This window comes from Paenibacillus sp. FSL R7-0302, assembly GCF_038006885.1.
GTDB lineage: Bacteria > Bacillota > Bacilli > Paenibacillales > Paenibacillaceae > Paenibacillus_AQ.
Window position 1 is genome coordinate 1,477,268 of sequence record NZ_JBBOWB010000001.1, and the last position, 14,122, is coordinate 1,491,389.

Annotated in this window: 12 protein-coding genes and 1 riboswitch; of the genes, 7 read left to right on the top strand and 5 right to left on the bottom strand. The window is 54.9% G+C overall.

The annotated features are described in order from the left end of the window. Positions 1 to 74 precede the first annotated feature (74 nt). Both MKY96_RS06235 and MKY96_RS06240 read left to right on the top strand, forming a co-directional pair. Positions 75 to 413 carry a hypothetical protein gene (locus tag MKY96_RS06235; RefSeq protein WP_340939223.1) on the top strand — a complete coding sequence of 113 codons (339 nt, stop codon included), beginning with the start codon at positions 75 to 77 and terminating at the stop codon, positions 411 to 413. 74 nt (positions 414 to 487) lie between these two features. Then, the gene (locus MKY96_RS06240) at positions 488 to 1,369 is read left to right on the top strand and encodes a PhzF family phenazine biosynthesis protein (RefSeq protein WP_340939225.1); all 882 of its coding nucleotides are present in this window, start codon (positions 488 to 490) and stop codon (positions 1,367 to 1,369) included. 22 nt (positions 1,370 to 1,391) lie between these two features. Here MKY96_RS06240 and MKY96_RS06245 read toward each other — a convergent pair whose 3' ends face one another. Continuing rightward, entirely contained in the window at positions 1,392 to 1,979 is a 588-nt protein-coding gene (locus MKY96_RS06245; protein ID WP_340939227.1) for an NAD(P)H oxidoreductase, read from the bottom strand. Positions 1,980 to 2,148: 169 nt separating this feature from the next. On the opposite strand from MKY96_RS06245, the gene MKY96_RS06250 reads away from it, so the two are divergent. Genes MKY96_RS06250 through MKY96_RS06260 form a run of 3 tightly spaced genes read left to right on the top strand, consistent with a single transcriptional unit; the run spans position 2,149 to position 4,497 of the window. Then, positions 2,149 to 2,520 (top strand): winged helix-turn-helix transcriptional regulator, encoded by a 372-nt coding sequence (locus MKY96_RS06250; protein ID WP_340939230.1) that lies wholly within the window; start codon positions 2,149 to 2,151, stop codon positions 2,518 to 2,520. 36 nt (positions 2,521 to 2,556) lie between these two features. After that, entirely contained in the window at positions 2,557 to 3,999 is a 1,443-nt protein-coding gene (gene cls, locus MKY96_RS06255) for a cardiolipin synthase (RefSeq protein ID WP_340939232.1), read from the top strand. Positions 4,000 to 4,047: 48 nt separating this feature from the next. After that, positions 4,048 to 4,497 (top strand): DUF1877 family protein, encoded by a 450-nt coding sequence (locus tag MKY96_RS06260; RefSeq protein WP_340939234.1) that lies wholly within the window; start codon positions 4,048 to 4,050, stop codon positions 4,495 to 4,497. A 28-nt stretch (positions 4,498 to 4,525) separates the two neighbouring features. Here MKY96_RS06260 and MKY96_RS06265 read toward each other — a convergent pair whose 3' ends face one another. The 3 genes from MKY96_RS06265 to MKY96_RS06275 form a co-directional block, all read right to left on the bottom strand. After that, positions 4,526 to 4,960, bottom strand: a complete 435-nt coding sequence (locus MKY96_RS06265; protein ID WP_340939236.1) for a GNAT family N-acetyltransferase — start codon at positions 4,958 to 4,960, stop codon at positions 4,526 to 4,528. Positions 4,961 to 5,158: 198 nt separating this feature from the next. After that, on the bottom strand, positions 5,159 to 7,624 hold the full coding sequence (locus tag MKY96_RS06270) for an MMPL family transporter (protein ID WP_340939239.1): 2,466 nt from the start codon (positions 7,622 to 7,624) through the stop codon (positions 5,159 to 5,161). A 29-nt stretch (positions 7,625 to 7,653) separates the two neighbouring features. After that, the gene (locus MKY96_RS06275) at positions 7,654 to 8,280 is read right to left on the bottom strand and encodes a TetR/AcrR family transcriptional regulator (RefSeq protein ID WP_340939241.1); all 627 of its coding nucleotides are present in this window, start codon (positions 8,278 to 8,280) and stop codon (positions 7,654 to 7,656) included. 611 nt (positions 8,281 to 8,891) lie between these two features. Continuing rightward, a riboswitch (cyclic di-AMP (ydaO/yuaA leader) is annotated at positions 8,892 to 9,074 on the top strand. Positions 9,075 to 9,783: 709 nt separating this feature from the next. Between MKY96_RS06275 and MKY96_RS06280 the strand changes: the two genes are divergently transcribed. Together MKY96_RS06280 and MKY96_RS06285 are read left to right on the top strand one after the other, a co-directional pair. Next, positions 9,784 to 10,176: a hypothetical protein gene (locus MKY96_RS06280; RefSeq protein ID WP_340939243.1), complete on the top strand. Its 393-nt coding sequence runs from the start codon at positions 9,784 to 9,786 to the stop codon at positions 10,174 to 10,176. 18 nt (positions 10,177 to 10,194) lie between these two features. After that, the gene (locus MKY96_RS06285) at positions 10,195 to 11,625 is read left to right on the top strand and encodes a flotillin family protein (RefSeq protein WP_340939245.1); all 1,431 of its coding nucleotides are present in this window, start codon (positions 10,195 to 10,197) and stop codon (positions 11,623 to 11,625) included. A gap of 190 nt (positions 11,626 to 11,815) precedes the next feature. Here the strand turns inward: MKY96_RS06285 and MKY96_RS06290 are convergent, their stop codons facing one another. Further along, positions 11,816 to 14,110 carry an alpha-galactosidase gene (locus MKY96_RS06290; protein WP_340939246.1) on the bottom strand — a complete coding sequence of 765 codons (2,295 nt, stop codon included), beginning with the start codon at positions 14,108 to 14,110 and terminating at the stop codon, positions 11,816 to 11,818. Positions 14,111 to 14,122: the final 12 nt, after the last annotated feature.

A 14,122-nucleotide genomic window follows, 5' to 3' on the forward strand; every position in this document is an offset into this window, starting at 1 on the left:
GTAGACAAATTGTATATTCTTTATGATTGCAGCAACGGATACCGTCCGCTTTAGGGCGAGTCCGTTGCTGTTTTTTGTATGTAATCAAAAAACCGACCACATTAGGCGTGGCGGAGGCATGTGGTCCAAATGTAATCGAAAAACCGACTACATTGGGCGTGGCGGAGGCGTGTGGTCCAAATGTAATCGAAAAACCGACTACATTAGGCGTGGCGGAGGCATGTGATCCAAATGTAATCGAAAAACCGACTATATTGGGCATGACGGAGGCGCGTGGTCCAAATGTAATCGAAAAACCGACCACATTGGGCGTGGCGGAGGCGCGTGGTCCAAATGTAATCGAAAAACCGACCACATTGGGCGTGGCGGGGGCGCTTGGTCCAAATGTAATCGAAAAACCGAACATATCATAATGCCTAAATATCTTAAATTCACATTGTATTCATTTATGCTATCATATTACTCAAAAAAGACAGGCGGTGCAGGTGTGCAGAACATCAAAGTCTATCATTACGATGCGTTCAGCAGCATTCCAAACAAAGGGAACCCGGCAGGGGTTGTCCTGGACGGCGGAGCACTCTCGGAGGAGCAAATGCAGGACATTGCAGCGAAGGTTGGTTTTAATGAGACGGCGTTTCCAATAAAATCTGACCGGGCGGATCTCAGAATCCGCTATTTTACCCCGGGGCATGAGATTAATCTCTGCGGCCACGGGACCATGGCGTTGTTGTATGTCATGAAGACGAAGGGGCTGCTGGGAGACGCCAGTGAGTTGAACATCGAGACTAAGGCAGGGATTCTCCCGGTCCGTTTCACAGAAGATCACGACAGCCTCTATATGACCATGAGACAGGCCAGCCCGCAGTTTCAACCCTTTAACGGATCGCTTGAAGACCTGGCCCGCTCGATCGGCCTCGAACCCGGCGATCTGGATGAGACGCTGCCCGTAATGTACGGCAGTACAGGCACATGGACCTTAATCGTCCCCGTCAAAAGCCTGTCCGCCTTCACCCGGATGCAGCCTGACAACCAGCGGTTCCCTGAGGTGCTGAAGGAGATGCCCCGCTCATCCATTCACCCGTTCTGCCAGCAGACGTATGATCCTGATGCCCGTATGCACGCCCGCCATTTCTCCTCCCCGTTCTCAGGGACCACCGAGGATCCGGTTACTGGCACCGCCTCTGGGGTGATGGGAGCTTATTACTCCAGGTACATCAGCAGACAGACCACTGCGCTAGAGCTTGTAATCGAACAGGGACATGAAATCGGCAAGGATGGTAGAGTACGGGTATCTGTGTCGGATAACGGCAACACTATAGAAGTGACTGGAAACGCAGTTTATGTGGGTGAATTTGATGTGATGCTGTGATCTCCCTTATTCCTGCGATTTGTCAGTTTTCCCCCTTGCCATAATGTAGTCCCGTCTGATAGGCCTGTTCCAGCAACGCCTCACGGTGTCCGGGTGCGGAACTCGCAGTATCGTAGAGGAATTCTACTCTGGAGTCTGTGATTCCGCAATAATCGGCAATCCCTACGTTCAGCAGACGCGTGGTGGCCTCATCATAGCTGCGCTTCTTCATCTGCTCCTCTGTTACGCCTGCCAGAGCCAGCCACAGCGCACGATAATCATGCAGATTACTTGTGCCGTAGGCGACCCTGTTGTTCAGCACCCGGTCGATATATCCCTTCAGCATGGCAGGAAGATGCCACCACCACAGCGGAAAAACAAAGGCCAGGCCGTCATGCTGCCTCAACCGCTCCATTTCCCGCTCTAATTCAGGAGAATAGGGGTATTCCTGTTCACCTGCGGTCATATGGAGTTCCTCCCGCCCTTGTAGAACAGGGTCAAATCCTATCCCATGCAAATCCAATATCTCATAATCATGGCCTGCCTGGCTCAATCCCTCTGCGAAACGGCGGGCCACCTGGAAGGTCAGGGAATCTTGTCTCGGATGCGATACGACGATTAATACGCTCATGATTGTATCTTCACTACCTTTCTTAATAGCAGGTTTGTAGCCTTGTTCCTTGGCTGATGCTATTATAAACAGGAATCGAATAATCTGGAAGTACGCACTTTGCTGTTCTATAGGAAGGTGTATGTTCCATAGGAACGTTGAGGTTCCCTACATAATGGAGGCAGAAGCAATGACTGAACAGAGTGACGATAGCGTTCCTAAGAAGTATAGAGTCGGAGTAGAGGCGGCGCTGGAAGTGATGGGCGGTAAGTGGAAGCCGCTGATTATCTACCATCTGATGACCGGACCCAAGCGTACCTCCGAGCTGCTGCGGCTCATCCCCGGCATCACCCAGAAAGTGTTGACCGCCCAATTAAGAGGCCTGGAGAACGATGAAATAATCTCGCGGACCATCTACCAGGAGATTCCGCCCAGAGTAGAGTATGAGCTGACGGCCTACGGCTGGGGGCTGAAGCCCGCGCTGGACCTGTTATGCTACTGGGGAGAGGAGCATCTGGACAGGATTCATGGCGACAGGTCCAAGGTGCTGGAGGACTTTTAGGCAGCAGAGCGAGACAGAGAGGAAAGGGGAAAGAGCATGGAGTTTGCAAGTCTAACCACAGTCGTCACCCTCATTAACATCATTTTGGCCCTGGGCTTTCTGTTCATTGAGCGCAGGGAGGCGGGGTACACCTGGGCCTGGTTGATGGTGCTGTTTTTCATCCCGATTCTGGGATTTGTCTTGTATATCTTCTTCGGGCGCAATCTCAAAAAAAGGAATTTCTACAAGCTCTTCATCGAAGAGCAGGAATATGTCCAGGCTGAAGCGGACAAGCAGCTGGCAGCCTTCGCAGAAGGGGCGGATGACCGGTCGCAGCTGCTGCAGAACTATGCCCAGCTCATCAACATGAATATCCGCTCGTCGCACGGCTTGTTATCTAACGATAATGAGATTGTTATTTACAGTGACGGCCATCAGAAGTTCGCCGCATTGTTCGAGGATATCCGCTCTGCCCGCGCAGAGATCAATATTCAGTACTACATCATTCAGCCGGACCAGCTGGGCATGAAGCTGCGTGCAGAGCTGATTCTGAAGGCGCGTGAAGGCGTGAAGGTGCGGCTGTTATATGATGAAGTCGGCTCCAAGCGGATTTCGCGGCATTTTTTCAGGGAATTGCGTGCAGCAGGTGGGGAGGTTGAAGTGTTCTTCCCGTCCCTGATCAAGCCGCTGAACTTCAGGATCAACAACCGGAATCACCGCAAGCTATGCATTATTGACGGAAGCATCGCCTATATCGGCGGATTCAATGTGGGGGATGAATATCTGGGGCAGGATCCGAGGTTCGGCTACTGGCGGGACACTCATCTTCGGATCACCGGAAATGCCGTCAGCCATATCCAGGGCAGATTCATCCTCGACTGGCATCAGGCCGGGAAGCATGAGCGCGGAGATTACGGGGAATTCGTCTTCAACATGGAGCAGCATACAGGGACAAGCCCGGTCCAGATCATTACGAGCGGCCCCAACTCGTCAACCGAGCATCTGAAGAACATGTATATTAAGCTGATTTTGTCAGCCAAGGAAAGTGTGTATATCCAGACCCCGTATTTCATACCGGACACCAGCTTCATGGATGCCTGCAAAATCGCCCTGCTCTCCGGAGTCGATCTGCAGATCATGATCCCTAACAAGCCTGACCATCCGTTCGTGTATTGGGCTACCTGGGCGTATGCCGGAGATCTGCTGAATTACGGGGCCAAAATCCTGCTCTACGAAAACGGCTTCCTGCACGCCAAAACGATTGTCGCAGACGGGGAGGTTGCCTCTGTTGGAACAATGAACATCGATTCCCGCAGCTTCCGGCTGAACTTCGAGGTCAATGCCATTGTGTATGACCGGGCGATTGCCGAACAGCTCCAGGATATTTTCCTGAATGATGTCAGACTGTGCTCGGAGCTTACGGTTGAACGGTATGCGCAGCGCTCGCTTGTGATCAAGCTGAAAGAGGGGATTTCCCGGCTGCTGTCGCCTATTCTGTAAGGAGAGTGGAGCGTGGGCAGCTGTATTTTATTGAGGGAGGAATGACAAATGGGGATGCTGGGCCAATATGTCATGGTGGATGAGGATACGCTGGAGCGCATGATGGAGATGGACGGTTCAGAGCTGATGGATACGCTGGAGAAGCTCATTGAAGGCGGAAGTGAATACTACGATATCGACAAGCTGTGGGAGGAGCTGCATGTGGCGCTAACCGGTGTCTCGGCCAGTGAACCTATAGAGGGGGACCCGTTAAGTGAGGCTGTTGTCGGGGTGCATGTATTTGAGGTGGAGGAGGAGGACGGGTTCTTCGCCTGCACGGAGCAGGATGAACTAGAAGACATTATTGCGGCGATGCAGCAGGTAGACTTGGAGAAGCTGGAGCCGGGCAATGTGACAGAGCAGCTTAGCGAGGCAGTGAAGAGTGAATTTGCAGGCCTGCTGGACTTCTACGGGAAGGCACTGGCGGCCGGGAAGCATGTGATTTTCAGTGTGGCTTGAACGGGATGGTATGAAGCGCCGGGACCCCTTAGGAGGGGGAACCGGGCTTCAGGTTTTTCTGGAGATAATATTTGCTCTGCCCTTCATGCGGACAATCCTTGATTTCACCGAAGATCTCATACCCCTGCTTCTGATAAAAATGCGGCGCCTGCCAGCTCATTGTGGTCAATTCGCTAACCTTACAACCGCGAAATGAGGCCCTATGTTCCATCTCTTCCAGCAGGGCCTTGCCGAGTCCATTGCCTCTGTACGTGGGGTCAACGGCCAGTAAGTGCACGTTCAGGATATTCCAGACGATATCCCCGGTGATGCCGCCAACGAAGACGCCGTTCTCGTAAGCCGCCAGGGAGATTACCTCACGCTGATAAGGCGGAATGCTGCTGTCCATGCGGCGGCTGTGGTCCTCCAGCAGCCTGGAGATTTCCTGCTGGTTCTGAGCAAGGTCCAGTTCTATGATGTTCACGGGTACTCCTCCTTAGGATTTGAATTCAATTATAGCCATTATATCAAAATAGAGCCTGCGGACGATGCCGCAGGCTCTATTTGTACCGGGAGGACGGCGGGAGTGCCATCCGTTATTCCGGGGAGATATACATGTCTTGGGGTCCCGCAAAGTACCTGGTAATCATCGAAGCCAAGTCTCTGCTTTATGGGGGGAGATTTAGTGCTTCTGTCCGCTCTCTGCATTCAGCTTGGCGATCAGCTTATCGCCTTCGACATCGAGATTCGGCAGCAGGCGGTCCAGCCATTTCGGCAGCCACCAGGCTTTGTCGCCGAAGACGGCCATGACGGCCGGAACCAGCGTCATCCGGACAATGAAGGCATCGATCAGGATGCCGAAGGCCAGTGCGAAGCCGATCTGCTTAATCATCGCATCCGGGGCGAAGATGAAGCCGGCGAAGACGGACACCATGATCACGCCTGCGGCCAGTACGACCCGGCTGGCCAGATCGTAGCCGTGAACGACACTGTCCTTGCCATGGCGGCCGTGGACATAGGCTTCACGCATGGAGCTGACCAGGAAGACCTGGTAATCCATGGCAAGTCCGTACAGAATACCAGTAACCAGGATTGGCATGAAGCTGAGCAGTGGTCCGCCGGTATCGAAGCCGAACAGCGAATGCAGCCAGCCCCACTGATAGACGGCGGTGGTCACGCCGAAGGTGGCAAGAATACTTAGCACGAAGCCGACGGTCGCTTTGATTGGCACGATAATGGACCGGAACACCAGGAGCAGAATGATCAGCGACAGGATCACGATGATCCCGATGTATACAGGGAAGGCATCGGACAGCTTCGAGGACATATCAATATTGATGGCGGTGAAGCCGGTCACGCCAAGATTAATATTGTTGCCGGTGGTCAGGCTGGACGCCGGATCGCGCAGCTCCTGTACAAGGTCTCTGGTTGCGGTATCTGTGGGCCCTGTCTTCGGAATCAGGCTTATGATGGCGAGATCGCCGGTGGGACTGACACCGAGCGGAGAGACCAGAGTCACATTATCGTGCATTTGCAGCTCCTGAACCAGCTTGCCCAGAATTGGCATGGAGATCTTCTCAGACGGATTCTTCGTCTCAGCGACCAGCAACAGCGGGCCGTTGAAGCCTTCGCCGAACCCTTTGGAGATGACATCATAGCTCTGGCGGGCCGGAGTATCCAGGTTCGCCGAGGCGCCGGATGGAATACCCAGCTCCATCTTGGTCACTGGAATGGCAGCTGTGCCAAGCACCAGCACCACCAGCACAATGATGGCCCAACGGTATTTCACCGTGGCATTTGCCCAGCGGTGCGAGAAGCTGTGCTGCGCTTTGGCGGCGGCAGTGGTGTTCTTCGTCCGGGCTTTGGCGGTTACGATCCGTTCACCGACCAGTCCGAGCAGCGCAGGCAGTAGGGACAAGGCCAGCAGGACGTTAATCAGAACACTGGCCGCAGCCACAAGTGCCATTGTCGATAAGAAGCCGATGCCAATGACGAGCATGCCGCACAAGGCGATAATAACGGTCAGACCGGCGAAGAATACGGCACTGCCTGCGGTGCCCAGTGCCCGGCTGGCTGCTTCGGCTGCGCTTAATTTCTCATCCAGGATCAGACGGCGCTGCCGGTTCACAATGAACAGCGAGTAGTCGATCCCTACCGCGAGACCGATCATCACGGCAAGAACCGGTGTAATATCGTTCATCTGGATCAGGCTGCCGAGGGCAAAGGCACCTCCGACGCTGATGCCGACTCCGAGAAGCGCGGTCAACAGCGGCAAGCCTGCAGCGACAACAGAGCCCAGCGTCAGGAACAAGACGACGGCAGCAACGGCTACGCCGATAGCTTCCGTGGAGCCGATGGCTGGCATGCTTTTGAGCGAGTCGCTTGGAATCGCGGTAATGCCTGAACCGGACTGTTCCACCTCGGTTACGGTATCGATGATCTTATCCGGCACCTCCGATGGCAGAGAGGTCTGCTGAACCGTGAACTGGAACTGGAACAGGGCAATACTGCCGTCAGCCGACAGCATCACGCCGGGAACCGGAGCGCCTTCGGCAATCAGCGGACCGAACGGCATCGCCTGCGCAGCAGCAGCTTGACCAGCGGCGGCGGAAGGATCGGCAGCGGCTTGGCCAGCGGCGGCGGAAGGATCAGCAGCGGCTTGGCCCGCAGCGGCGGAAGGATCAGCAGCGGCTTGACCAGCGGCGGAAGGATCAGCAGCGGTTTGACCAGCGGCGGCGGAAGGATCGGCGGCGGATTGACCAGCGGCGGAAGGATCGGCGGCGCCTTGACCAGCGGCGGCCGCTGCTTGTGCTGCGAGCTCTACAGGGTTGATGACATATTCCATGTTGTATACATCATTAATGGCCTTCAGCAGCAGTGCTGAACGCTCGGGCGTATCCAGACGTTCGCCATCCGGTGCAGTGAAGGCGATACTAGCCTGGCCTCCGGCTGCAGCGGGCAGCTCTTTTGTCAGCTTATCCAGCACTTTTTGCGACTCTGTGCCTTCAATTTTCATCTCGGAGCTGGATTGAATGCCATTGACTCCAATCAGGGTGCCTACAACTCCGAGTACAATGATCCAGACTGCAATGAAGGCCCAAGGCTTGGCATAAGCCGATTTACCTAAGCGGTATAGAAAGGTAGACATGTAGTGGTTTCTCCTCTTTATCTGTGAATTTAGAAGCCGTTACGTAAATAAGCAAACATGGAATTCAGGTATTGTTCAAACGGCATGGCATCGGAGCCTTCACTCAGCTGTTCGCCCGGCAGCATGACATTCAGCCGTCCGTCCAAGATAGGCACGAAGGCCCCATAGACGGCACCTACCAGCAGGTGGGTATATCCATTGGCATACCGTCCACGGGTGAACTGCTCCAGCGTCTCCTGGGCGGTGATCTGCAAATGCCGGAAGACATTAAGAATGTAAGGCTCCAGGGACGGATATTGATTTGCCAGGGAGACGAACTGCCGCAGCTTATGCAGGAACTCCGAGGTGAATTGCAGCTTCAGCAGGTTGTACAGGACATCAAGCGGTGTAGCATCCGGCGGTTGACCGGCCAGCGTGTTATTCGCTTCTTCTTTCTCTTTGGCAGCAATATTGCCAATGAAATAGGCGGCCACCGCTTCTTCCTTGCAGGAGAAGTAATTGGCAAAAGTCCGCCGGGAATACCCGGCCTTCTGAACAACATCGTCAACAATGAAGCCGTCCATGCCATGCTCAAGCGCAAGCTCGAAGGCCGCTACGGCTAGGGCGTAGAAGGTGGCTTCCTTTTTTTTGTCACGCAAATTCAGTTTGGAATTCAAATTTCAATGGTCCTCCTTTCCCTGGGATCTATAAGCTCTATAGAATCTATAGGTTCTATTATTGCTCAAAGGGAAAGATTGCACAATGAGCATCAAGTGACGGAAACGTGAATATTTCAAATTTTGAGTAGTGGGATGGGGAGGAAAGGTGGGGGGTTAAGGTTTATGAGAAGTAGGATAGAGGAAAGTGAGAAGGATGTGAGTGGGAGTAGAAGAGTAGGTGAGTAGGTGAGTAGGTGAGTAGGTGAGTAAGTGAGTAGGTGAGTAAGTGAGAAGTTAGTGAGTATAGGAGTAGAAGAGAGAGTAAGTAGAAGAGAGAGTAAGTAGAAGAGAGAGTAAGTAGAAGAGAGAGTGAGTAGCAGAGAGAGTGAGTAGAGTGAGCAGATGAGCAGGGGAGTGGGCGTAGGAAGAGAAGTAAGTGAGAGGAAGAGTAACGTTGGTGTAAACAGACGATAGCAGGAGCAAATCGCCGGGCGGTTAAGAGCCGAACTGAAGAATGCGCCTTCATTCCCGAAGGGACAGCATTTTTGACTTCTTTTGTCATCCGTGAGGTTTTACATTAAATGGCTACAGGCGTAAGATTCAATCAACAACCGAATGAAATGACACTGTTCTTGAAATGGCTGAATTCCGTAACGGGAACGGGGGAACCAACTGGTGCAGGCGGCTTAAGGATGGGCTGCTGAGTACCCGGGGTGAATCCTTGCCAGCGTGCTACTATGGCTCTGGTGAGGTAGGGCAATCTCGCTGCCCGAATCCGTCAGCTAACCCCGTAAGCCTCGAAGAGAGAGGATGAGCGCCATGATCGATTAACCGACCACGGAGAGCCCTGCTGCTGCTGTGGTCTTTTTGCTGTGCAGGTGAGGGATAAATCCCTCAGATGCTGCCGAAAGTGGGCTGGATGCGGAAATGAGAGGGATAAATCCCACTGATTGTGCTGGAAATGGGCTGGATGCGGAAATGAGAGGGATAAATCCCACTGATTGCGCTGTAAGTGGGCTGGATGCGGAAATGAGAGGGATAAATCCTACTGATTGCGCTGGAAGTGGGCTGGAGGTGGAAATGAAGAGCACTAGTGCTCCAGAATTCCAGAAAAGTTGGCTAAACGAGCAAATGAAGAGCACAAGTGCACCTGAATCCCAGGAATGTTGGCTAAACGAGCAAATGAGGAGCACAAGTGCACTTCAACCAAGTTGTGCCTCTGCCCCCACCTAACCAGGCAGCCCAAAGTGGAAATTATGTGCAATAGCGACAAGTGCAAGTGAAAAAAAGACGTATAACAACAATAATTAGTCGGTTTATTCATCGTCACACTAGTCAGTTACCGTATCACCAATCCATTGAAAGGAGGGGGTTACCATCGCTACTGTATTTATCGTCTGCTTCTGGGTTGGACTTCTGCTTATTCTCAGTGGCAGTATTCATGGGCACGGCCTGGCAGGCCACCTGCATGTCGGGGGAGGCGATGCCGGGGGGCCTGGTTTTCTGCCGATTCTTCCGCTGATGGTGTTTGTCACCGTCTGGGGCGGCACGGGGTATCTGCTTGTCCAGTTCAGCGGGATGCAGCTGTTCGCCGTGGTACTGGTCTGTACCTTGATCGCCCTGCTGCCGGGCATCCTGCTCTACACGGTGCTGGCCCGGGTGATGACCCGGTATGACAGCAGTATGAGTGAACTCGATTATGATCCGGCAGGCCAGCTCGGCTATATCAGCATCGCCGCAGCGGATGGGGCCGTGGGAGAGATGAAGTATGTGCTGCACGGGACCATGCGCTCCATCGGCGTGCGTGCCGAATCCGGCCAGTCGCTATTGCGGGGCGATCGGGTGATTATTGTGAGGACGGATAAGGGGATCGCAGCGGTCACTTTGTTCGAGAGGGAAATGGAACAAAACTAACGGGGAGTGTCGGAGCAAATGTTAATTTTATATGTAACCGGAGCTATTGTTGTTGTAATTCTGCTGGCGTTAACCAGTATTGTGACTGCGTATAAAAAGGTTCCGCCCAATCAGGCCATGATCGTATACGGTCTCGGCGGCAAAAGAGTGGTCCAGGGCGGCGGGACATTCGTCATCCCCGGCTTCCAGAACAATAAAACCATCTCCATGATGCTGATGAGCTTCGATGTGATCCCGGCGCAGGCCATGTTTTCCCGCCAGGGCATCAAGCTGAACCTGGAGGCGGTCGCCCAGATTAAGATTAAAAGCGATCCAACCGCTATTCTCACAGCCAGCGAGCAGTTCATTGACCGGCCGGAAGAAGACCGAGAGACAATTATTCTGCATTCGGTGGAGGGTCATCTGCGCGGCCTGATCGGCCAGCTCACCGTAGAATCTATCCTGAAGACCCCTGACGAGATCAACAGCAAGATGCGGGAGACCTGCTCGGAGGACCTCGACAAGATGGGGCTGGAGGTGGTCAGCTTCACCATCAAGAAGATTACCGACGACAAAGGGTACATCGACAATATGGGGGTGCCCGAGATTGAGCGTATCCGCCGCGATGCCAGTATTGCCAAGGCTGAGGCCGAACGCGACATTCAGATCAAGCAAGCCGAAGCGGAGAAGGAATCCTCCATTGCCAAAGCCAATGCCCATCAGGCGACCATAGAAGCGGGAACCGCCGCCCGTGCGAAGGAATCCCTGTTCGAAAAGGAGTTGAATATTAAGCAGGCTGATTTCAAGCTGGAGACCGAGGTGAAGAAGGCGCAGGCGGATCTGGCGTACGAATTGCAGCAGAATAAGATCAAGCAGTCACTGGTTACGGAACAGGTCAAGATCACACAGATGGAGGCCGAAGCCAACCGCACAGTCCGGGAGATCGAGGTTGAGCTGAGACAGCGGGAGCTGGAGGCAACGGTGATCAAGCCTGCCCAGGCGGAGAATCAGGCTACGGTTATGCGGGCGGAAGCTGCCAAGCAGCGGCAGATTCTGGAGGCGGAAGCCGAAGCCGCTACGACGACTAAGCGCGGGCTGGCAACAGCCGAGGCGGAGCTGGCAAAAGGCAAGGCGAATGCGGAGATCGTCCAGCTGGCCGGATCGGCGGAAGCGGGAGCGCTGCAGAAGAAGGCCGAAGCGTACAAACAGTTCACCCAAGCCGCCTTAACCGTGGAATTCCTGAAAATCCTGCCGGAGCTGGCTGACAAAATCGCCTCCCCGCTGGCCAAGGTAGACAAGATCACCGTCATCTCCCAGGACGGGGCTTCCTCAGGCGTGAACAAAATCACCGGCGATATCGCCAAAATCATGGCCCAGGTGCCTGAGCTGACCAAGACACTTACCGGCATGAACGTAAAAGAAGCGCTCAGCGGACTGCTTGGCCGGGAACAGGGGCAGGAACAGGAGTAGGCATTAGTCGTTAATAAACCGCCAGCAAGCCGCCTTCCTGACTGCATCTTTCCACAAAAAAACAGGCGTCAATCTCCTAAAGGAGGCTGACGCCTGTGGTATGCCTGAAGCTAAATCGTGCATAAGTCTTATAGTGAAAAGGAAGCTGCGGATCAATGCTGCACCGCCCGCAGAACGAAGCTACAGCAGATCAGCGCTGCACCGCTCTCAGGCGGTAAGTGCAGCTTGCATAATCTCCGCGCAGGTCGGAGACTACGAGACCCATGCGCATCATGCGGTCGCCGCCGAGCGGTGTCCCGCCGAAGGCGGTCCGGAACGGAGCGGAGCTGTCGCCCGCTGCTGCCTCATGTACTTCTGCGCCACCGTGCAGATGCTCGTTGCTGCCTTTTGCCCCCGTCTCAAGCACGTAATCCAGCTCCGGGTTCAGTCCCTTGAGCGTAAGGCGCGAGATTGGCGGATTAGGTCTCGCGAGTACGCGGAAGTAAGCGACGAAGGCTTCGGTCTTGTCCTCGCTGACGAACATCCAGGCGGTCTCACCGCTGCCCTCGAACGGACTCAGCAGACGGTACATGTCCCCTTGCTGCACCAGCGTGCGGATCTCCTTGTACTGGGTAATCTGGCGGGCGGCCAGATCCTTCTCGGCTTCGGTGAATTTCGTGAGGTCCAGCTCATAGCCGAAGTTACCGCTCATCGCTACATCGCCGCGCATAGCGAGGGAGGTAATGCGGTCTACCTGATGGTTCGGAACGTCAGATACATGTGCGCCCATGCTGCTGGCCGGGTAGACGATGCTTGTGCCGTACTGAATCGCCAGGCGTTCCACCGCATCGGTGTTGTCGCTGGTCCAGGTCTGCGGCATATAGAACAGCATGCCCGGATCGAACCGGCCGCCGCCGCCGGAGCAGCTCTCGAACAGAATGTCCGGGAAGCGCGAGGTCAGGCGTTCCAGCAGATTATACAGGCCGAGCATATAGCGGTGGGCGGTTTCTTTTTGCCGTTCTGGGGCAGCCTTCGCCGATGCAATCTCGGTCATATTGCGGTTCATGTCCCACTTGATATAGCGGATCGGGGCACTTGCGAAGACTGTGCTTAACGTCTCGTACAGATAGTCGCATACCTCCGGGCGGGAGAGATCCAGGATCAGCTGGTTGCGGCCTTCTGTACGGCGGCGTCCTGCGGCATGCAGGCACCAGTCCGGGTGCTTGCGGTACAGCTCACTGTCCGGCGAGACCATCTCCGGCTCCACCCATAGACCGAACTGTACGCCTTCCTTGTTGACCCGGCCGGCCAGATCGGCCAGACCTTCAGGCAGCTTGCGGCGGTCCTCGAACCAGTCGCCTAGTGAGCTGTTATCCTTGTCGCGTCTGCCGAACCAGCCGTCGTCCAGGACGAATAGCTCAATGCCGAGCGGGCCTGCTGCTTTGGCGATGGTTGCGATTTTGTCCGCATTGAAGTCGAAGTAAGTCGCCTCCCAGTTGTTGACCAGAATCGGCCGGGCCTGATCACGGTGAACACCGCGGCAGAGCCGGGTCCGGTACAGCCGGTGATAGGTGCGCGACATGCCGCCGATGCCTTCGCTGGAATAGACGAGCACGGCCTCGGGGGTCTGGAAGGATTGGCCCGGCTCCAGCAGCCAGGAGAAGTCGAACGGGTTAATTCCGATGCTTACACGGGTCTGACCGAACTGCTCCACCTCGGCAGTAGCGCTGAAGCTGCCGCTGTAGACGAGGCTGAAGCCATAGACGTCACCCTGATCTTCATCTGCACCCGGGCGCAGAAGCGCGAGGAAGGGATTGACCTGGTGGCTGCTTGATCCGCGGCGGCTCTCCAGGGACAGCGCGGCTCCGGGGTTAAGCGGGTGGCGCTGAACATGGCGCTCTCTGGCCCATGCGCCGCTCAGATGCAGGGTATCATACGCAGAATCGGCAAAATCCACCGATGCGCTAAGCGCCTGCTCCAGCCGGAGCGGGGCTTCACCGTTATGCTCAAAGCGGACGGAACGGGTAATCGCGTTATGATCGGCGAATACGGTGTAGAGCAGTCTAACCGTTAGACCAGCGTAGTCATCTTTCAGGGTAAGTTCAAGCGTGAGCGCTTCTGCCTCACTCTCTGCATAGACCGCAGGCAGTCCATCCAGTGCCGGTTTGCCCGGTGTGATTACATAGCTTGCATATTGCAGCTCTGAGATCCGCGTGCCATCGGCAAGCTGAACCTGATAAGCGGGCCGCCGGAAATCACTCGTACCATACTGCGGATACTCCTGGGGCAGGGCATCCAGCGAGAGGGAGGGCTTCTGCGGCAGCGGGGTGGGTGAGAAAGAGGCGCGTTCGCGCAGCTCAAGTATCCCCGCCAGACTTTTATCATGACGGAGCCGTGCGCCCCAGTAGATATGGGCAGGGTAACCCTCTACCAGTTGGATGATGTAGCTGGTGTCTTTGGACTGAAGGTGAAATAGCCCCTGCGATTCGTCTGCAAAAATGTTCATGATCATAACACT